General features: G+C 40.1%; 18 protein-coding genes. 6 read left to right on the forward strand and 12 right to left on the reverse strand.

Annotated features, from left to right (window positions below):
- Positions 1-398, reverse strand: a 398-nt coding sequence (locus FFR60_RS18080) for a hypothetical protein (RefSeq protein WP_137665220.1), incomplete at its 3' end; no start/stop codon positions are given.
- A 201-nt stretch (positions 399-599) separates the two neighbouring features.
- Between FFR60_RS18080 and FFR60_RS18085 the strand changes: the two genes are divergently transcribed.
- Positions 600-944, forward strand: coding sequence for a helix-turn-helix domain-containing protein (locus FFR60_RS18085; RefSeq protein ID WP_249355039.1), 345 nt, complete (start codon positions 600-602; stop codon positions 942-944).
- Between the two features lie 395 nt (positions 945-1,339).
- On the forward strand, positions 1,340-2,173 hold the full coding sequence (locus FFR60_RS18090) for a coiled-coil domain-containing protein (RefSeq protein WP_137665221.1): 834 nt from the start codon (positions 1,340-1,342) through the stop codon (positions 2,171-2,173).
- 91 nt (positions 2,174-2,264) lie between these two features.
- Here the strand turns inward: FFR60_RS18090 and ebgA are convergent, their stop codons facing one another.
- Both ebgA and FFR60_RS18100 read right to left on the reverse strand, forming a co-directional pair.
- The gene (gene ebgA / locus FFR60_RS18095) at positions 2,265-5,330 is read right to left on the reverse strand and encodes a beta-galactosidase subunit alpha (protein ID WP_137665222.1); all 3,066 of its coding nucleotides are present in this window, start codon (positions 5,328-5,330) and stop codon (positions 2,265-2,267) included.
- Positions 5,327-6,823 carry an amino acid permease gene (locus tag FFR60_RS18100; protein ID WP_088935769.1) on the reverse strand — a complete coding sequence of 499 codons (1,497 nt, stop codon included), beginning with the start codon at positions 6,821-6,823 and terminating at the stop codon, positions 5,327-5,329. The genes ebgA and FFR60_RS18100 overlap by 4 nt, the downstream gene beginning before the upstream one ends.
- Positions 6,824-6,953: 130 nt before the next feature.
- Here FFR60_RS18100 and FFR60_RS18105 point away from each other — a divergent pair, with 130 nt between their 5' ends.
- Positions 6,954-7,790 carry an AraC family transcriptional regulator gene (locus FFR60_RS18105; protein ID WP_137665223.1) on the forward strand — a complete coding sequence of 279 codons (837 nt, stop codon included), beginning with the start codon at positions 6,954-6,956 and terminating at the stop codon, positions 7,788-7,790.
- Between the two features lie 300 nt (positions 7,791-8,090).
- On the opposite strand, the gene FFR60_RS18110 is transcribed toward FFR60_RS18105, so the two are convergent.
- The 8 genes from FFR60_RS18110 to FFR60_RS18145 form a co-directional block, all read right to left on the reverse strand.
- Positions 8,091-8,594: a universal stress protein gene (locus FFR60_RS18110; RefSeq protein ID WP_171004971.1), complete on the reverse strand. Its 504-nt coding sequence runs from the start codon at positions 8,592-8,594 to the stop codon at positions 8,091-8,093.
- Positions 8,595-8,724: 130 nt separating this feature from the next.
- Positions 8,725-9,126 (reverse strand): PTS sugar transporter subunit IIA, encoded by a 402-nt coding sequence (locus tag FFR60_RS18115; RefSeq protein ID WP_137665225.1) that lies wholly within the window; start codon positions 9,124-9,126, stop codon positions 8,725-8,727.
- A gap of 101 nt (positions 9,127-9,227) precedes the next feature.
- Complete coding sequence (locus tag FFR60_RS18120; RefSeq protein WP_137665226.1) at positions 9,228-10,349, reverse strand: hypothetical protein; 1,122 nt, start codon at positions 10,347-10,349, stop codon at positions 9,228-9,230.
- Positions 10,350-10,384: 35 nt separating this feature from the next.
- A complete protein-coding gene (locus tag FFR60_RS18125; RefSeq protein ID WP_088935764.1) occupies positions 10,385-10,621 on the reverse strand; it encodes a hypothetical protein in 237 nt (78 codons plus the stop codon).
- Positions 10,622-10,639: 18 nt separating this feature from the next.
- Positions 10,640-11,605, reverse strand: coding sequence for a trypsin-like serine peptidase (locus tag FFR60_RS18130; protein ID WP_137665227.1), 966 nt, complete (start codon positions 11,603-11,605; stop codon positions 10,640-10,642).
- 734 nt (positions 11,606-12,339) lie between these two features.
- A complete protein-coding gene (locus FFR60_RS18135) occupies positions 12,340-13,968 on the reverse strand; it encodes an aryl-sulfate sulfotransferase (RefSeq protein ID WP_137665228.1) in 1,629 nt (542 codons plus the stop codon).
- 119 nt (positions 13,969-14,087) lie between these two features.
- Positions 14,088-14,747, reverse strand: a complete 660-nt coding sequence (locus tag FFR60_RS18140) for an ABC transporter ATP-binding protein (protein ID WP_137665229.1) — start codon at positions 14,745-14,747, stop codon at positions 14,088-14,090.
- Between the two features lie 489 nt (positions 14,748-15,236).
- Entirely contained in the window at positions 15,237-16,724 is a 1,488-nt protein-coding gene (locus tag FFR60_RS18145) for an ABC transporter permease (protein ID WP_137665230.1), read from the reverse strand.
- A 440-nt stretch (positions 16,725-17,164) separates the two neighbouring features.
- Between FFR60_RS18145 and FFR60_RS18150 the strand changes: the two genes are divergently transcribed.
- Positions 17,165-17,839 carry a response regulator transcription factor gene (locus FFR60_RS18150; RefSeq protein ID WP_137665231.1) on the forward strand — a complete coding sequence of 225 codons (675 nt, stop codon included), beginning with the start codon at positions 17,165-17,167 and terminating at the stop codon, positions 17,837-17,839.
- Positions 17,840-17,843: 4 nt separating this feature from the next.
- Positions 17,844-19,163 carry a sensor histidine kinase gene (locus FFR60_RS18155; protein WP_137665232.1) on the forward strand — a complete coding sequence of 440 codons (1,320 nt, stop codon included), beginning with the start codon at positions 17,844-17,846 and terminating at the stop codon, positions 19,161-19,163.
- Positions 19,164-19,230: 67 nt separating this feature from the next.
- On the opposite strand, the gene FFR60_RS18160 is transcribed toward FFR60_RS18155, so the two are convergent.
- On the reverse strand, positions 19,231-20,004 hold the full coding sequence (locus FFR60_RS18160) for a Cof-type HAD-IIB family hydrolase (protein WP_137665233.1): 774 nt from the start codon (positions 20,002-20,004) through the stop codon (positions 19,231-19,233).
- Between the two features lie 243 nt (positions 20,005-20,247).
- Here FFR60_RS18160 and thyA point away from each other — a divergent pair, with 243 nt between their 5' ends.
- On the forward strand, positions 20,248-21,123 hold the full coding sequence (gene thyA / locus FFR60_RS18165; RefSeq protein WP_137665234.1) for a thymidylate synthase: 876 nt from the start codon (positions 20,248-20,250) through the stop codon (positions 21,121-21,123).
- The last annotated feature ends 14 nt before the right edge of the window (positions 21,124-21,137 follow it).

Genomic DNA, 21,137 nt, shown 5'->3' on the forward strand with positions numbered 1-21,137 from the left:
TTCTCAAGTTCTTGTAGATGGTACATATGCAATCTTTTTTCTACCCCTTCACGACTGTCACACTTTTCTTGGCATGCCTCACAAAGAGTAAGGCACTCTTTATCAAGAAAAATTTGAGAGACCGAATAATTACCACACCATTCACAAGTCATTTCACTTTCTTGTTCTGCTTCATACAAAATATTCTGGACCCGAGAGTTTAGCTTATCTGCTTCAAGCTCAGTAAAGATGGAAAGAGCACCATCTCTTCTTTCAATTTTTTCAATCGTATGCCCTAGTTTTCGTAGCTTCATATCAGCTCTTGCCACTATCGGATACCATCCAGCCCCCATACAATGTCCAAATCGTATAACAGACAGATAATTCAAGTTACTATAGTTGGTTTTATGTTCTGACATCAGTTAATCCCCCCTTCTTATTTTCTTTTTAAGAACCATTTCTTAAGAAATCATTCAACTTAATATTGATACTAATCATTATGAGCAAATAATACCACTGAAAAGTGTTCTTTGCAATACTTTTATAAATAAATAGTGCTCTACAAGGTAGTTAAAGTGGCTTGTAAACCACTCTATTCTATTATTAAAGGGATGGTGACTATGGAAGAATACGAATTAAGAAAACTAATTTCGGAAAGAGTAAAATACTTCCGTCTTCAAAAAAAGATGAGCCAAGAAAAATTATCAGAACAGTCTGAACTGGGAGTTAAATACATTAACAAGTTGGAAAATCAAAAATATGATTTAAAAATTGACACTATAGAACAAATCATTAAAGCTCTAGATGTTTCCTATGAAGAGTTTTTCAATTTCAAATTCACTTCAAGCAGTGATGAACTGAAGGAACTTTTGGATACAATTGCGAAATTCGAAAAGGATAAGCAGCTTCTTATTATTGAGTCCATATTGAATCTTTTAAAAACAAATTTTAAAGAATCTGAATGATCAAACTTGATAAAACAAACCATAAATAAACAGATTCCCATTTTGATAATTGAGATGGGAGTCTGTTTTAATATACAATTCAAGTTTTTTAGCATGCGTATCTCTCCAACCTTTAAATAGCCATACGTCAATTCAATTAAGTTCAACCCAACGCGTGTAATCATTGTATGTTTCACTATTCTTGGATATGATATTGTCTTCATTTAGACATTCATCCCACAAAGAGATCTTCTTCAATCATCAATATTGTCAAATATTTTTTTATAGATAATAGATTCAAATTTTTGGATCTTCATTACTACACTACGAAAAAATTTCCTTTTCATTTTTTATTAATCCATGTTAAATTATAAATATAATTTGATATTTTGACACCCATAAAGGGGGAGAAAATTTTGCTTTCAAAAAAACAATTCAAAGCCTTAAAATCACTTATTTCACAGCTGAAAAAAAGTCATTCAAAACTACGTTCTGTAGAACCTTACTCTGAAAAAATTGATAAAATTGGAAAGTTGGAATTCTATAAAGAAATGTACAATGACCGCTATGATCGGCTATCAGAAATTTCACAAATCTTGAAAAATATTTCACCACTAGTGATAGACTATCCTGTTACTTCATCGATTAAAAAATTACTTTCTGAAATGGATAAAAGGAAGCCAAGAAGAATATACACGAAGCATTCAGAGTACTCTTCAGAGATTGATTTATATTATAATTCATCTCATTTGCTGCAAATTCAGATATCGGAAACAAATGGTTTCTTACCAGGAATAATTTTTGAATTACAAGATATTTGTAAATTACAGGAAAGAGAAGTTGGTCCTTGTGAAGAATTACTGAAAAAAATGGAGTTACTCTCAATTGAAAATGATGAACTCAAACAGAGCATTCAACAATTGCAAAAGGAAAATAAGCAATTAAAAACAGAACAACAACCATTGAAAAATGAGGATAAAGTTTGTTTCACAAAAAATAAGGCCCATGCAAGAGGTGGTTGTTCATTAACTGATAATCAAATTGAAAGATTACTCAGGATTTTTGCTAGGAGAGGAAAATACGCCGAAATGAGTTTAAATCAAGCTATTGCATCAATTTCTCAAACACATGGCACATATTATAAAGTAGTGAAACGAGACTATCTTTCTGCAAAAACAAGAGAGCGTATAAAAAGAATTGCTGAAGAGAATGACATAATACTACCTCCAGTCGGTAGCATAAAATTGTAGAAAATGAACGTATCCATACAAAAAACTCCCTTCAATCTATCCCGTGGAACTCAGCCACTTTCTAAAATTGCAGGGAGTATTTACTTAATTTTTAGAACAATAATGTTAGGTCTTCATGAGACAGTGCTACAGCATCCACTTCCTTTGCATTAAATCCAGTCAAGCGGAAGGACAGCTCAAACTCTTCAAAAGTTGTTCGATATTTTTCTAACTGCCATTGTCCACAAGAATAGCTGCCTAAGGCGTTTTGTTTGTAATCAAGATTCACGACAACATAGTCGCGTTCTGCTAAATCACAGGTATGCTTCGCGTTATCCAGATCACTTTCCTCGTAATAAGAAGTACTGAAGTTGAACCCTTTGGCAGCTTCCGCAAATAATCCCTGCCCGCGATCATTCGTCCATGCAGCCCATCTTGTATCCATTCTGTTGCCATTCGCCTGCGGAACAACATAATTCGTAAACATCTCCGCAACTGTTGAACGATAGACACCAAGATAACCGGCTTCTTTTGAATCTACATAGTTTTCTCTTGGTCCGCGTCCTAAATATTTTACTTGATTCATGTCTTTATTTACATGCATCGTGACACCTAAACGCGGCAGCATGTTTGGCGCGGTATCGATCTTCCCGCTAGGAACCCCCGCTAAGTTGAACAGAATGTCGCCGCTTCCGCAGATAGTATACGTATACGTACACTTGTAATGCCATGCGCTGTTCGTCGTTGAATTGATTGTTTTGACGGTGATCTGAACCGCCTGATCAGTTTCTTTCCAGTCAAACGAATTGACGATTTCATGTTCTAAATGAAGGAAGTATTGTTTCTTCATTTCGTCAATAATCTCCATGTCATTACTAATCGGTGCCCGCCACATAGTGAATTTCGGTCCCCGTTCAATGATCGTCTGACCATCTTTTATCAGCTTTTGAAGCGTTCCTCTAACTGTATCAAAGGTTGCCAAAAAGTTCGCGCCTGTAATACTTAGCGTAGTTTCAGTCTCTTCAACCTGCAAACGACCGCTTGGCGTGATCTCTACGCCTGCCGCTTTGATCGGAAGCTCAAAATTCGCTGAAGCTAATTCAAATCCTCTTGGTGCATAAGCCGTTGTTGCCTTTAATTGATAGGAAATGTTCAAGAAATAGCTTGCCCCAGGTTTAGGCACAAAATCCAAGTTATACGGCAAGGTTAACGTCGCCTTCTCCCGTGCTGGAATCGAAGGCAATGAGATCGTTCCGTCTTCAATTAAGGTTTCATCTTCAAAAATGGAATAATACAAATCGAAAATTTGCAGATTTTGGAAATCAAAACGGCTTAGCAACTCGATCTCGCCAGTTTTTATATCAATCGCTGTTGTCTGGATCGGTTCGATCACCTTTTTGTATTCATACAAACTCGGCGAAGGTGTCCGATCCGGCATCAGCATGCCATCGATACAGAAATCTTTATTGGAAGGATCATCGCCGAAGTCGCCGCCATAGCGGTAATATTTTTCACCGTCTTCGGTATAAGACTCGATCCCATGGTCAAACCATTCCCAAATGAAGCCGCCTTGTAATTTGTCATGTGCATAAAAGAGGTCTTGATATTCCTTTAGATTTCCCGGCCCATTTCCCATCGCATGACAATATTCACATAGAATATGCGGTTTCTTCGATTCTTGAATGATTGTTTCCATCAATGGTTTCTTGCTCGGATGCTCCAACCAGGTATACATGGAGGAATAAATATCAGCAGCCTCTACGTCAAAATCTCCCTCATAATGAACCAGTCGTGTAGGGTCCATTTCTTTTGCGACCTCGGTCATTTTCACGAAATTAGTGCCAAAGGCCGATTCATTGCCCAAGGACCACATAATAATCGACGGGTGATTTTTATCCCGCTGGATCATTCTGACCATTCTGGAAACATACGCGGTTTCCCACTCTGGATCGTTGCTGATCCAATCGTATTTTCCAGTTAACTCAAAGCCGTGACATTCCAGATCCGTTTCATCGATCACGTACATACCATATTCGTCACAAAGATCGTACAAATAATAAGATGCAGGATAATGACTGGTTCGAATGGCATTGATATTGAACTGCTTCATTAAAAGAATATCTTTTTCGATTTCCTCCTTCGAAACGACACGGCCATTTCGAGGATTGTAATCATGACGATTGACTCCTTTAAATTTGATCGCTACACCGTTTACTAGGAAGACTTCACCGGCTAAACGGATATTTCTAAAGCCTACCTTTTGCGGAATGACTTCAACCAAATGTTCCCCGTCGTACACAGAAATCAGCAGTTGATACAATTCAGGCGTTTCCGCTGTCCAATGTCTGACATCAGGAATCTCTGCATGAAGACTCTCCTGTTCGCTAGTGATTCTTTGACCCAATACCTGTTTGCCAGACGGATCGAGCAGGCTCACTTCAATCTGCTGTCCTTTTGCTTCGCGGAACTTGAATGATAGATCCAGCAGACCATTCTTATAATCGTCATCCAAATCAGCGGCTACCGTCAAATCATTGATCCCGGCATAAGGTACACCAAGTAACTCCACATCTCTAAAGATGCCGCTGAGCCACCACATATCCTGATCCTCTAAATACGTGCCGTCAGACCATTGATAGACGCGCACCGTCAAATCGTTAGCGGCATCCTCCTGCACAAACTCGGTAATATCAAACTCGGCTTCATTTCTTGCACCCTTGCTGTAACCAACCTCACGCCCGTTGACCCAAACGTGAAAAGCCGAATCAACGCCGCAAAAACGTAAAATCATTTTCTTGCCTTTAAAGCTCTCATCGATCGTGAACTGCCGCTTATAGATCCCCGTTGGATTTTCCGTTGGCACATATGGCGGATTAATTGGAAAGTTATACCAAAGATCGGAATAATGCATCTTGCCATAGCCCTGCACCTGCCAATTGCCAGGAACCTTGATATCCGCCATTTCAGCCGTATCAAAGTCCGCTTCATAAAACTTGCTTGGACTGTATTCCGGCGCATCTACTAGCATAAACTTCCAGATGCCATTTAAGTTTTTGAAGGCATGTGTATATTTATTTTCATTTAACAACGCCTGCTCTTTGGTTGGAAACGATAAAAAATGTGCTCGTCCTTCCAAACGATTGATCTGATCTACTTGATAGTTTTCCCAAATTTTCATTTACCTGTCACCTCAACATTAGTTTCTTCGTTGTTTAATCCTTTTGATTTTCTTTCATAGCGAATCCAGCAGATCCAAGCAAAGCCCATAAAGATTACGAGTCCAACGATATTGTAGACCAGCATTCCGATCGGACTTGCCTCTCCTGCCGGCAGCGTCCCGTTTATCTCAGCCATGATTAGCTGTGGATCAGGAACCGTTGACATAAAGAAGACAAAAATGAAAATCAACAGTAATGCGACCCCTGCAAAAATCCCAAATGAACGACTACCGAAGCGGAAGCTGCGGGTCATGTCATCCTTTTTCAAACGCAAGCCGATGTAGGCGATCAATAAAAATAGCACCGGCAATAAGGATGTAGACGCTGTCATATTGATCAAGGTAGAAAGAAAGCTGTCCATGTTGCCGATACCTAACGCCGGAATAATCAGCAGCAGCGTTACGATAAAGCCTTGAACGATCAAGGCATTGGTAGGATTTCCTTCTTCATTTGTTTTCACCAGCCACTTACCAAAGACCCCTTCTGGAATCTCTGAGAAAAAGACTTTAACAGGAGCTGCAGTCCACAAAGCTAACGATCCAAGACTGCCGATAAACAAGATCAAGCCCACAAGCCGCACCATCACGCCACTTGGAATATGGAAATGAGTCCCCAAAATTTTAAAGATATCGAATATCCCATTGGAGAAATTCCCCTTTAACACATCGACAGGTACAACAAATCCAACTGCTACAGCACCTAAAACATACATGATCCCAACAATGATCGTAGCGCCGATCATCGTCCGAACGAAGGTACTGTTGCCGCCCTTCACATCCTTGATGTAAACTCCGATACTTTCACCGCCTCCGACTGCCTGCAAAATCCAAGCCATCGTCATGAAGAAAGTCCAGTTAAAGCTAGGCGTAATTGATTGCATCGTAAAATCCTGGGCCGGTTCGTTGCCAAAACCAAAAACAACGATAAAGGCTAAAACGACAAAAGCCACTCCCATAAATAAACGCGCGCTGCCGGCAAAGCTTGTCACCTTAGAGATCCAAGAAACACCTTTGATACAAACCCACGTCATCAGCCAAAACAACAGAATCGAAATAATTGCGATAATGATCGTACTCTTCCCGCCTTGAAAGACATTACGGCCGCCAAAAGCATAGGAACCGTAGATCAAGGTATTCGGCAGCAAAGAGCAGAAGTAAAATAAATTAACAAAAAAATAGGACCAGGCACCTAAAAATGCCCATTTCTCTCCCAAAACCGATTGCAGCCAGCTGTGAACACCCGACTCCTTTCCTGAGTTAGCAGAAGCAAACTCCGCGATCATTAGAATGAACGGCAAAAAATAAAAGATACTGCCGAACAAATAACCGGGAATTGTCGCTAACCCAATCTGGATACTGTTGTTGACAATGCTGGGAAAAGCGAATACTGCCGAAAAGGTCATCAGCATTAATGCCACCGACCCCAAGCGCTGTCTTGAATTAGAATTTTCCATCTCAAACATCCTTTCAATATTTATTTACACATTGATTTTATAGCGCTTTCATGATATAAAAAATAAGAAATGTTTCCAAATACTTGTAATAATGTTGACTCTTCATTAATTACTTAAAAGGAGGAATGGAATGTACAGCTCGGTGCCAAACGATATTAGTATTTTAATCAATAATGAAAATTTAAGCTCAGAGTTCCATATTTGCGAGGTTGGGTATGAGAAATGTCGCTCAACCAAGCCTACGGAGTACGCTCCGATCGATTATTGGGTAATCCACTACTGTATCGAAGGTGAAGGCTTTTTCTCGACGCCTTTTTTTCCGGAAAGAAAAATCACCGCTGGCGATTTTTTTATCATTCCTTCGAATTGTAAAAATGTGTATTATCCCAATCGTGAAGACCCTTGGCAGTACAGATGGGTCGGTTTTACTGGAAAACTAATGGATCAATTTTTTTCTAAACTAAAATTGGACAAATCTAATTGTGTCATCAGCCACACCTTTGATCATCGGATAGACGTTCTCTTTCAGGATATTTACGAATCGTTTAAACAGGAAAATCTTTTTCGCACGATGGCCTCTTCCTTCATTCTATTCGATACCATCGACAGAATGAATCTAAAAACAGATGATACGACACAAAGCGAGCACCTCTTTAAAAATATTCTGAACTACATTGATGACAATATGTCAGAAAATCTCAGTGTCAATCAAATATCAGAAGCCAACAGCATTGATCGCACGTATCTCTATAAGCTGTTCCAAACCTATAAAGGAATCGGGCCCAGCGAGTATATTCAAAATCTGAAGCTTCAAAAGGCCTGCTCCTTACTTCGGAAAAGCTCATTAACAATTACCGAGATCGCCTACGAAACAGGCTTCTCCTCTTCCTCCTATTTTTCGAAGTTTTTCCATTCAAAACTCGCTATTTCACCATCAACCTATCGGAAGCAATTTATTATTAATTGACTTCATACAAAAAGCTGCGGAAATTCTCCGCAGCTTTTTTCTTTCGAACATATTTAAAAAAAGCATTAATTAACTTGTGGAATCGTACCACTTTTGTAAGGAAAAAGTTAATGCTCGCTATCTTGATGATTAGCTTTTTAACCATGAACTAGATAAAATAACCAATTATGGGATAAGTAATAATAAGCCGATCAAGCCAGCGTAGCCAAAAATTTCTTTTTGGTTTCTGCTTATTATTGATCGTTTGATTCTTTTTACAAATCGATAGTCCTCTTTTCACAATAATTAAAGTGATAACTCTTACAAAGACCGCACAGCCAAAACGCTGCAGGGCGCATGAGTTAAAACATAATCTGTCGTTGAACCGATAAATACTTTTTCAACTGCACCTTTACCGGTTGCGCCCATGACAATCAGATCAATTTCTTGCTCTTTGGCATGATTGATAATCTCATGTTTAGCCACTCCTATTAGAACTCTTTTGTCAATCGGAGTTTTAGCCTCGATTTTGGTGAAATCTTTCAGCATCCCCTTTGCTTCTATTGTCAGAGCGTTACTAATTCCTCTTACCATCAACGGTTCATGAGAAATTGCGGAAAGATCTATACTAGTGACTATCGTCAATTCTGCTTTGTTTCTTTTGGCTATTGCGATCGCTTCGTGTGCTGCAAACCTTGACTGCTCTGAACCATCCACTGCAACTAAAATTTTATTATACTCCGTTGCTAACGATCCATGTAAAGTTAATCTCGATTGCTCTGAGCTATTCACCGCAACGAGTGTTTTGTTGTGTTTAATTGCCATCGTCATCACCCTTTTTTACTTATCATTCACCAATAAACATTGCTTTTTCTTTGCAGCAGTTCTTTTTAACAGCATCCTTTATTTAGTCTTAAATCCGAGGACATCACTTTCTAATAAGTGAATAATTGTCTTAGCTAATTAAGCTCTCATTTAAATTAATGATGCCTGATTTTCCCACTTCAACAATATCGTTGAAATCAATTTTTTTTGATCTCAGTTGGCTGTATGCCAAAACTAGTGGTAAATTCATTCCTGTAATGACTTGATTTTTTTCTCTATGTTCGAGATTTACCAACAATTTTATAACAATGCTTGTTGGAGCACCAAAAGCTAGATCACAAAAAATTACTACTCCTTCACCTGTATCAATCCCGTTTATTTTTCTTTCGAGATTTACACTAAATTCGGAAATATCTTGTCCGGCAAATAGCGTCACTGCATCAAGTTGATTTACTTTTCCCGAAAAAAGCTCGAGAGTGTCTCTCATCCCTTCGGCTAAATTTCCTTGGCTAATTAACAAAATCCCTTTCATCTTAACCGCATCCTTTCTTTCGGCCTATTCTAAATGATAGAATAACAAGCCATGTACCCACGACAAACTTTTACAGCAGCAACAATCAAGTGTCTAAATTCTCATATACTATAGACAATTATTTTTGAATATCCAGCTGGAGAGTATAGCTTCCCTATTTTATTTTCTGAAGGAGCTGAGTGCCACATCTGATTGTCACTGGGGCTATCTCCCCAAAAAAAGCCGATATGACAATCGTGATTGCGTTCTGAATAATCGGCTTCAAAATAAATGATATCCCCCTTCTTCACTTTATTACTTTTCAACAGCTCCCATACATTATTGAATGAATACGACCGAACTTTTAAATTTAAAGTATTTCTCCAATTATAAGCATTCGCTGCTCCGCCCCAATTATCAGAGCTTTTAGTAATTTGAGTTAAATCCCCTCCTGCATTTTGAATCACTTTTGCTACAAATCCAGTACAATTCATGCCTACTTCAGGAATCATATATTTAGAAGCATCATTAGTACCTAGTTTTATATATGGTGTTCCCAGATAATAACTATCACGTTCATGTTTACTTAGTTCGTCAATTATGAGCTGTCTATTAATCCCTAAAAAATTTAAATTAGCAGGAGTTGAATCTTTCGTTGTTTCTGTAAACCAAGCAATACCTTCATCTCGCCAGCCATCTCTTATTAATGCATCACGTTCACTTATTAATGTTGTGAACTGATGGGCTCCTGAACCTTTTGGATTTCCATTATACAATCTGTATACAGGTTGTCCGCTTTGAGGCGTTAGCCAAGCAATCCCTTCATACCGCCAACTATAGTTCTTTAAAGTATCTCGTTCCTCTATATTTAGTGTGTAAAAATGCTCTCCTGAAATTGTATTAAACAGCCTAAACAATTTCTGACCAGAATTTGTACAATACAGATTGGTTTTCTTATCCTTCCACCCCAATCTCGTTAAGTTATCTCGTTCATATGAATTCGTTGTATAAAGAGAATCTCCTGAGTTTGAATTAAAAATATGATAGACCGGAATTCTAGCAGTAATCGCTTTAGTACCCGATGCTTCAATCTCTGGTTCCGTTGTATCATTCGTTAACTTTTCAATTTCTACTGGCCCAAATTCATCTGTATCAAGTCTAGAAGTCTTCGTAATGAAATTGGGTTTTATAAACATTAGAGCTATAATGAGACCCAATAAACACTGCTTATTCTTTTTTGGCAATATAATTTTTTCCCTTTCCGATTAAAACTCCCGTATTAATACCACATTATCCCTCTAGTTATCTTTTCACCCATCTTTTTCTTATATGGCGGCAGTTTATAACCTAGTTTCAGCAACTCTTCTTTTCTTGCTAAATACCGATAGGCACCACACGAAATAACCACCGTGTGCTCACCAAACGCTGCAATTGTGCCTAATCGAAATACACCGTCAATAGTTTTGACAGCCACCTTTTCATTAATAGTAAGTCTAGTCGAAGTATTATTTAACATACTTGTCAGTCCCTTCATCTACATCGGAGAGTCTGTCAATAGTTTCAGTTTTGGATTTCTTTCTACACGAAAATGCTTATCCAAAATTGGACCATACGTCCCAGGAAAAGAGCTCATATTTTTCAAATCGTTCTTGATCCAATTAATGATTGCTGCGTTTGTTCTAGTACCAAAGTTTTGACGATCCTGTGCATAAGCGTGGACTGCAACGATTTGATTAGCTGAATTATAGACCGCACTCCCACTTTGTCCTCCAAATGTATCGAGTCGATAATAGACATGATTGGGTGTTACGGATGAAATTTCCCCAGAATTCGTCCACATCGTTTGTAGCGCCTTATCTCCAGGATAGCCAGTACTTGTCACTTTCAAACCGGCTCTAGCTATACTTGTTAAACCAAACCAACCGGTAGTTATTCCTAATGGACAATCTAATTTAATCATTCCAATATCATATTGGGGATCAAATCTTCTGGTCCACCCCAACAAAGAAGCCAGCTTCGAACTGCTTGAATGTCCAAATGGTGCATGGGACCCATTAACACCAGGATATACAGTAACGGATCTCGGCCATTGTTTTAATTTCTTATTGTAGATTACATGACCTGCTGTTAACACTGTATCGGGCGAGATCATGCTTCCTGAACCAATATAAGTCTCACCACTCCGATAAGTGGCTGTCACAAAGACGCATGCAGAATAAGGGAAAATTTTAGTATTAATTATTTTTTCTCTATCATCTCTACCAATAGTGGTTTCTTCTTGGATGAAGTAATCCTTTACGCAGATAGTTTCTTCATTTTGACTTGTTTCAATACCTTTATAGCTAGATGTATCATTGATTGGAAAATTTTTAAATGAAATGATTTCTTCATGATTAGTAACCAGATCCAATGAAGCTTCCGCATGTATAGCTTCATTGCCAGAAAAGAGAAAAACCACGAAAAAAAAGAATAAAATGGTTGTTTTAATTTTAATGACCATGCCCAATGCTCCTTTATCATCTGTTTGGCGGGTACTTTAAACTTCTTTCGATGACTTTTACTTTCATATGTTCTCCCCCTTTTCCTTATTACTAGTGCGTTCGTTTTAAAATCAGGATAAAGAATGAAAAAGAAAACAATGTGCATCAATAAAGCCTTTGTAAAATATAAATATTTATTGGTATACAAACTATAATTTAAAGCGCTTACATTTATCAAATTTAAAAAGAAAAATCTAATTAAATTATTATCTCGTTAAAAATAAACTAATAACAAAACTTAACTAGACATCAAACGTTATTTTTGTTAATTCCATAACCTTTAAAACGACGCAAGTTATTTGGTCATTCTGGAAAGAAGCTCTTTATTTTTTGAGATATGTCCGTAAAACTATAAAGTATTAACTACCATTATGGGGTTATAAGAAAATGGTACTCTTCGCCATAACTGAGGATTCTTCTCTCATAAGTTATTACAAAGTCCTAGCATAAAAGTTACCCCAAATGAATTGTTAAATATGTGGTAGATAGATTTGTGTGTGGATAAATTTTGAACCGCAACTTCGCCTGATTTCATCTGATCTTTATCAATTATCTGTCACTGATTTAGATGCAACTTCAAGACTAGTGTTTCATCTTCTGAAGACAAAAAATTCCCCATTGCTTTCATGTTAATTAAAGCAATGGGGGAAAAATTCACTTAATCGTTCGTTCAACCATCATAATAATACTATTTCTAATCCAACTGATACTCCCAATTCTCATTATAAAGTGAGAAGCGTTCTGCTCGGTATGACCACGCACTGGTTGGAAAATCGGTGAGATCGACATTGAAGACTGTTTCGCCATCTTCAGTGACCTCTATGATGGAGCTGGTCTTGCCTTCGTCGCGATAGCCGAAATTGACTAAGCGATTGCCGGTAGCTGATAGATAGCGGGCGCTGCCGATGATTTTAGTAAAGTACTCTTCGCCTAGTTCTTCACCAAAGCTCCAAATTTCTTCGATCGTCATCTCTTCTTCGTTAATACGAACTTGACGAGCTTCCGAATATTTTTCGGAGGTGTCTTTATCGCCGCGCGTGACAGAGATATTGTTATCATAGAAAAGTACATCCGTTGTTGCTGCATCATCATCCTGATCCGGCAGGACGATCGCCGCGTGCTGTCCGCCGCTGGCTTTGACATCGCCATCTAGAAAATATTTTTGATAACTCTCTGGCCAACCGCTGCTGTCTCCCATAATCCATTTGATTTCGTTCGTGGCATAATCAATTTTCATAACCGTATCTTGATGCCTCCCTGAAATAATGATGCTGTTATCCGCCTCATCGTAATCCACCGAATTTTGGTGGAACCAATCGACCTTGCCATCCTCACGACTAGTCGAATCGTAATCCTCATAAAAGCTTTCCGGCAAAAGATCCTTCAAATCAATCGTTTTCTCGATTTCGCCTGTTTCACGGTTGACCTCGATCATCGTGTCTTCAATGTAATTACTGCCATCATTGACTGTTAAGAGGAAATTGCCGCTTGGCAGCTCGATGCCATCATGATGGATGACGGTCATTTCGCCTTCACTTGTGCCAGTATCGTTTGAAGCACTAGAGCTTGAAAAATCATAGCGATTGTAGATTTTTCCTAAGTAGTCCGTCTCCAGCAGCACGTTATAGGTATTGGCATCATTGGCTTTTTTAGTCAGAAATAGTAAATTGCCGTTGTTCAATTCTTGGAAAATATGGCTGTTATAGCGCGTAGAATACCAGCGGACATCCCCATTCGCATCGAAGGCATACGGTCTTCTCGTACTCGGAACAGCAAAGGTCAGCTCGCTGTCGCCGATCTCCATTTTTTGTGTATCGGCTTCTTTGACATCAATGCTGGCAATGGATTTAGGCAACGTTCCTGTTTTTATCGTTACCGTTTTTTCCATGCTTTCTCCTGTTTCATTGGTCAAAGTCACTGTAACTTCATTCTCCGTATCCGCGTATAAACCTAAAACTGGAATACTGTGGGCCGTCGTGTATTCGCTAAAACTATTTTTGATCGTACTTTCCTCATCCTTGCCTGCCACGGAAATATCGACCTTCATCGCTTCATCCGTTTGAAAAAGCAGCAATGCCGAAAGCGGACTGGCATCGTATGGATCAAGCTTCACATAAATATTCTCTTCATTGTATTCACCGCTGTCTAGAAGCGCTTGGTACTCTGCTTCTTCGTCATCCTGATCCTCTTTCCACTCCGAATTCAAAGTCACGGAAAGTTCTTCCGCCTCCACGTCATTCGATACCGAGCCGCTTACTCCGCAGCCAGCTAAACAAATGCTCATTCCAAGAAAACAGGTCACCTTTTTTAATGTTGTCTTCATTTGCATTCTCCTTATGCTCATTTTTTTGCGGGAAAACTTGGTGTTTCGTTTCGAACTGCTTTCTCCAATTTATTTTCACTCGCACATTCATCAACTAGCAAAGTTGGACGAGCATCCCCTTAAGATACTTGACTGAACTCTTGGTTTTTCAACTCATACACCACATCGCACGCTTTGGCGACTTCCTGTTCGTGGGTGACTAAGATGATACATTTTTTTTGCTCATGGGCGATCTCTTGGAATAGCCTGACGATCTCACCTGAAGTCGCTTCATCAAGATTTCCAGTCGGTTCATCGGCAACGATTAATTCATGCTCGCAGCATAAAGCCCGCGTTATCGCGACCCGCTGCTGCTGACCGCCAGATAATAAGGTCACTTTTTTCTCGGCTAATTCCTTGCCGATGCCGACCTTTTCCAAATTAGCTAAAGCGTAGGCTTTTTTATCGGCCTGCTGACTTTTTGCGATCTCCATTGCCGTAACTACATTGTCTACTGCTGATAAATACGGCAATAAGTTATATGCTTGGAAGACAATCGAAACATCCTTGCGGCGATACTCTCGCAGACCGATTTTTTTCAAGGAAACATCATCATAAAGAATCTCCCCGCTTTTCGGTGTATCCAATCCTGCGATCAAGGAAAGAAACGTCGTCTTCCCTGATCCGCTCGTGCCTAAAATAGCGTACATTTTGCCCTTTTCAAAAGTCAGATTGACCTTTTCAAACAATGGGCCATTGTTTTCATACCAGTAACTTAAATCCTTCGTTGATAATGTCATAAAGATTTCTCCTTCTTCTTATTAATGTATTTATTTTTCCAAAATCGGGAAAAATAAGTTCGATTTTCATGCCGTATATCATCCAACTATGTGCTTGGTTTTTTGATTTGCTTAACTTGTGCTTTCGTCCTTCGATTCAAATAAACTGGGAAAAGTTGGACTGACATCCTTCTTCTTATTAATGTATTTATTTTTCCAAAATCAGGAAAAATAAGTTCGATTTTCATGCCGTATATCATCCAACTATGTGCTTGGCTTTCTGATTTTCGTGACTTGTGCTTTCGTTCTTCGATTCAAGCGAACTGGGAAAAGTTGGACTGACATCCTTCTTCTTATTAATGTATTTATTTTTCCAAAATCAGGAAAAACAAGTTCGATTTTCATGCCGTATATCATCCAACTATGCTCTTAGCTTTTTGATTTTCTTAACTTGTGCTTTCGTTCTTCAATTCAAATGAACTGGGAAAAGTTGGACTGACATCCCTTCATTTACGAAATCAAGATTTTCTTCGGATTCAATCGCAGGATTCCCGCTGAAGATAGAACGATCGAGAATAAACTGATGCCTAATCCGATACCTGCTAAACTGAGAATTTCCATTGGCTTCACAGAGATATTCAGCTCTTGGATTTCCTCTGTTTGAGTAAATGGATTGCTGGTCATTTGTCTGCCGCCAGGTCCGCCGTTTCCGCCACCAGGCGCTTGACCTTGTCCCGGTCCGCCATTGCCTGCGGCATCCGCTTGCCCTTCCGCATTTTGCGTCGTGGTTGTTTGTTGGCTCAATAACTGATTTCCCACAGCATTTCCGACAATATTTCCGCTGGCTGCGGCGATCCCTAATGCAAAGATCATGCAGACAAAAATTTCAACGAAAAATTGTGAAATGACTTTGACCCGTGATTCGCCTAATGAAAGCAAGACGCCGATCTCATATTTCCGTTCGCGGATCGACAGCATAATGATCAGCGTCAAAATAATCACGCCGGCCGCCGCTACTAAAAGCACGATGTTTTTCGCGAAGCTTGAAACATTATTTAACGGCTGCAGCATTTGCTGATACATTTGGTCGTTAGTCTCTAAACTAAAGGTATCTGTATCGATCAATTTATTGGCTTGCTTAACGAAGCTTTCCATGTCTTTTGGATCGTCTAAGTTATAAACTGCTGAATCGATGGTTTTGCCATCTGAACCTGTCAAAGTATTGACCATTGTATAAGAAGAGAAGATCGTATTCACTGGATTCATAAAGTTGAATCGAGCGCCCATGCTGTCGCCGGAATCACTGGTTTTATAGATCCCTTTAATCGTCACTTCCACGTCTTTATCATCTGTATCCTTGATTTTGAATGTATCACCGACACTTAGCTCATTGGCCTCTGCCAAGCTTTGTTCGATCAGTACATTATTTGTTCCCTCATCATCAGAAGTGATCGCCTTCCCTTCCACCAGACTGGCCGTGCCAGAAGAAAAATCGCTGTAAGAGCTGCTTTGAGAAACACCTTTGATTTGGAAATCACCTTGGCTCATACCTCCCGGTGCCCCTTGTCCGCCAAAACCAGCGGCCTGCTCATCAGAGGAAGTTTCCTCTTCACTGTCGCTTGAGATGGGTGTGATTCCAGAGCTCTTATCGGCTGAGGTGCTTGCTTCAAATGAATAGGATTTAACATTTGAAAGCTTGGCGATTTTTTCCGCATCACTCAAATTAACTGGTGTGCGTTCAAAGCTGCCTGGATCAGGTCTTGTTTCTTCTTCCGTATCTGAATCAGATTTCTGGCCAAACATCGCCTCCCGATTCGTTGATAAGGTGACGGTTGCCCCGACACTCTTTTTCGCATTCGTTGTCGCCAGCTCGGCGCCGCTGCGGATCGTCAAACCCGCTAGAACAAAAATTAAGATAGCTGAAAAAACGGCGATCATAATGACGCTGCGTCCTTTCTTGGCCCAAAGGCTTTGTGTAGCCCGTTTGATGTAATTCATACTGCTTCCTCCTCTAGTTGCTTAGTAATTCAAAATCTATTTAACAAAATACTTCTAAAACTTGATACCACAGGGATTCAAGCATGTTTTTAGCTGGTCCCCCCTATGCCGAACTAAATCTTGTTATCTTAGGTGGCGTAGCGAACACTTTACAATGAGCATCATTGAGCTACAGTGCCTGTTCTGACGCGATTATTTGCTGAGCTTTTAATGTCAGAACGCTCAATGATGGAGGCTCGTTGTCAAGTGCACTGGTTATTACGGCTGAAGTTTTTCATAGATTTTTTTGAGTTACCGTTGCTTCGTCATCCTTCATGTGACTGCTTGTAGAATAGTCAAGCTGGCTTAACTTAAACTTAAGCGCAGCAAAAAAAGTTTTAAGGTTGATTTAGGAAAGCATGGTACACTGGAAGCGGAATAAGGATAGGAGGAAACAATCCATGATCAACTTATTAATCGTAGAAGATGAAGTAACTCTTTCAAATAATATAAAAGAAATTTTGGCCGACCTCGGCGAAATCACGCAGGTCTATGATGGCGAAGAAGGCTTGTTTGAAGCAGAAAGCGGGATGTATGACCTGATCTTGCTGGATCTGATGCTGCCGGAGAAAAATGGCTATGAAGTCTTAGCGGAGCTGCGGGAAAAAAATATCCAAACTCCTGTATTGATCTTAACCGCCAAAGATGCGTTAGAAGATAAAGTCACCGGTTTTCAAAAAGGGGCCGATGACTATTTGACGAAACCTTTTTATCGCGAAGAGCTGATCCTGCGGGTCAAAGCTTTATTGAAGCGCTCGTTGGGACTTTTCGCTGAAAATCAATTAGTCTATAAAACGATCACCTGCAACCTCGCGACTAAGGAAGCCTCCTTCGACGATCAGATCCTGCCGATTCAAGGAAAGGAATTTGATCTTTTGGTCTACTTCATCCAAAATAAAGGCGTGATCTTGACGAAGGAGCAGATTTTCGATCGGATTTGGGGCTTTGATTCTGATACGACGATCACCGTCGTGGAGGTCTACATGAGTCATTTACGAAAACATTTGAAGCCGGCAGGTATCGACCAGCTATTTAAAACACTGCGCAACGTCGGCTATATCTTACAAAAGGATTGACGCTATGAATACCGAAATATCAAGAAAGCAACGTTTAAAATTTTTCTTCATCAATGTCGCCGCCTTCGCGGGGATTTTCCTTCTGCTGGGCTTTATTACCTTGCAGCTGCTGCAAAGCTCGGCCTATCGCCAAACGGATTATTCCTTAGAGCAAATGGCAAAAAATGATCGGCTGATTGAAATGGAAATTAATCGCTATCAGCAAAACAACCCTTTTTTATCACAAATACCGGATGATCAGCGAATGATCAAAGGTCCTGATGGCAACAACCGTTTCAATACTCAAATTATCTTATGGTCAAAGGATGGCGAAATCTTAAACAAAGAAGTGCTGGGCGGTCGATTCACTGAATTGGAGAATTTGACTTTGGATAAGAAACAGTTGAATGCCATTCAGTCCTTGAGCTTGGAAAATTCGGCTGACAGTGCACAAAAATTAGCCTTTCATTCCTATACGATCAGGGCCGATCATGAAGACAACGGTGTTGCGTATATCCAATTTTTAGCCAACACTAATCAAATCGCCGACTCGATGAAAAATTTTGAGATGACCTTGATTCTTTGTATGGTAGTCTTTTGGCTGATTTCAATCGGGATTAGTTTCTATATTTCCAAAATGAATATGCGCCCTATCATGAATGCTTGGCGCAAGCAGCAGGAATTTGTCGAAAATGCTTCTCACGAATTGCGTACGCCGTTAACGATCATTCAAAATAGCCTGCAGCAACTATTCACCCGACCGGATCACACGATTTTAGAGGAATCCGAACCAATCGCCCAAGCACTGAATGAGACGCGGCGAATGAATAGCTTGACTGAAGACCTGCTGACTCTGGCTCGCAGTGATTCCAACCAGCTGCTTTTGCACAAAGAAGCTGTGGAACCAAAAATCTTCATCAAGCAGTTGGCTCAGCCTTTCCAAGAGATTGCCGAAATGAACAACAAACAGTTCGTGCTGGAAAACTACGCGGATCAACCCATGATGATCGACGAGAAACGCATCCATCAGGTTTTGGTGATCCTGTTGGATAATGCATTAAAATATACCGAAGACAAAGAAAAAATCATTCTGCAATCCGAAATATCCAATGACAATTGGCTGATCGAGGTCAAAAACAACGGTCCCTCCATCAGTGACGAAGACAAAAGACACATCTTCGAACGCTTCTACCGCGAAGACCGCTCCCGCTCCAAAGAAACCGGCGGCTACGGTCTCGGCCTTGCCATCGCTAAACAAATCATTACTCAACATAAAGGCAAGCTGACAGTACGTGATTGGGAACCAAGAGGCGTCGTGTTCCAGATCCGTTTGCCGATGAAATAAATTCACAGCACGAAAAAAGCAAGCCTCTATCAAAAAAGAGACTTGCTTTTCTGTTATTAACATTCTGCTAAATCCAGCCAAACTTGCGACAGGCATTATAGATCCCGTCATCAACATTTCGATCGGTCACATAATCCGCCTTTGACTTCAATTCATCCACCGCATTTCCCATCGCAATACTGGTCCAAGCTTTATCAAACATCACCAGATCATTCACGTCGTCACCAAAGACTACGACATCCTTTTGCGGTCTGCCAAAATAATCCAAAACATCAAGGATTCCTTGCTTCTTATTATCGTGCTGGCACATAATATATTCAGGCACAAACCGCAGCTTCGCAAAGCTCTTCGGCTCAGGGATCAAATGATCCTGCTCCTTAGACAACGCCAAATAAAACTTATAAATATTCTCCACTTCAGCGATGTTAAATGCCGAATCAATGAAATACTCCGTCGGCTCCTGTCTTGGTCCAACCTGTTGTCTAAACAAATCATTCTGAGCATAGACCTTCTCCGAATCATCAAGTGCGACCAACACACCGATCCCTTTTTCCTCAGCCTGCCGAATAACCGCTACCGCTTCTTCTTTATCCAGCGGCGTATTTTTCACCAATTTATTTTCGATCACGACACCCATGCCGCCTGAACAAACCATATTTTCCAGCCCAAGCTCATCCAACAAGTTGCGACATTTGTAATGCGCACGCCCTGTTGCGATCGAAACAAAGTGTCCGTTCTCCTGCAAAAGCTCCAACGTTCGCTTCGCACTAGGCACAATTTCCCTCGTCTTTCGATCCGTCAGCGTTCCATCAATATCAAAGAAAAAAAGCTTTTTCTCCATTTTCCACCCGCTCCTTCAATTTCATCACACTCGTGACTTATTGTATCATACCCGGGAGGATGGGAAATCTCCTTGACTGCATCAGTGAAAAGTAAAAAATCAATGTGAATGCTTCGTATTCCGATCCAAAAACACTATCCATAAAGCCTCCTTCCTCTTTTGAGTAATTAAGAGAATTTTTAATCCACGAATCCATCGGAATATGTTAAACTCAGACAAAAGCATAAAAAGAGGAGAATTCTTGTGACTGAATATACTGGCTTCGACAAAATTTATCGCGACATCGTCATGGATATCATTGAAAACGGCACGGATCAAGACCCTGCTTTAGTTCGGGCAAAATACGCTGATGGCAGCCCTGCCCCCACTCGTTTTATTCAAGGCGTCAACTTTAAAATCACACCAGCCGACGGTATCCCGATTTTGAAATCAAAGCGCGTGTTTCAAAAAACACCTTTGATCGAATTGGAATGGATCTGGCAAGAATTGTCCAACGACGTAACGTGGCTGCAAGATCATAAATGTAAAGTTTGGAACGAATGGGCCGATGAAAACAATACGATCGGTAAAGCGTACGGCTACCAATTGGCCAAAAAATGCCGCAAGCTGCCGGATCACGAAGAAAAACTAAACCAAGTCGAATACGTTTTGCATCAGCTAGAAAACAATCCCGGCTCACGCCGCATCATGACTAGTCTGTGGGATGTGGACGATTTAGACGATATGACCTTGGAACCCTGCGTTTGGGCAACTAACTGGAAGGTTAACAATGGCGTACTTGACCTCCACGTTAAGCAACGTTCAGCCGACATGGCTCTAGGACAACCGTTCAACACCTACCAATACGCAGTACTGCATCGCTTGATCGCTGATCAATTAGGCTTCGAACTGGGCACGATGCACTGGTGTATCGATGATGCCCACGTCTACGACCGACATATCGATGCCTTAAAAGAACAATTGTCGCAACCAGTTCCAGATAGCGAGCCAACACTAGTCTTACCAGATAAATATGACGAAAATGGTAAAGAACGTTCATTCTTTGAACGACGGTTATCTGATGTGAAGCTGGAAAATTATGAAAATAATGGCGTGTTTAAATATGAGATAGCGGAATAACTAAAATTTGAACT

Source organism: Enterococcus hulanensis (assembly GCF_005405485.1).
GTDB classification, from domain to species: domain Bacteria; phylum Bacillota; class Bacilli; order Lactobacillales; family Enterococcaceae; genus Enterococcus_A; species Enterococcus_A hulanensis.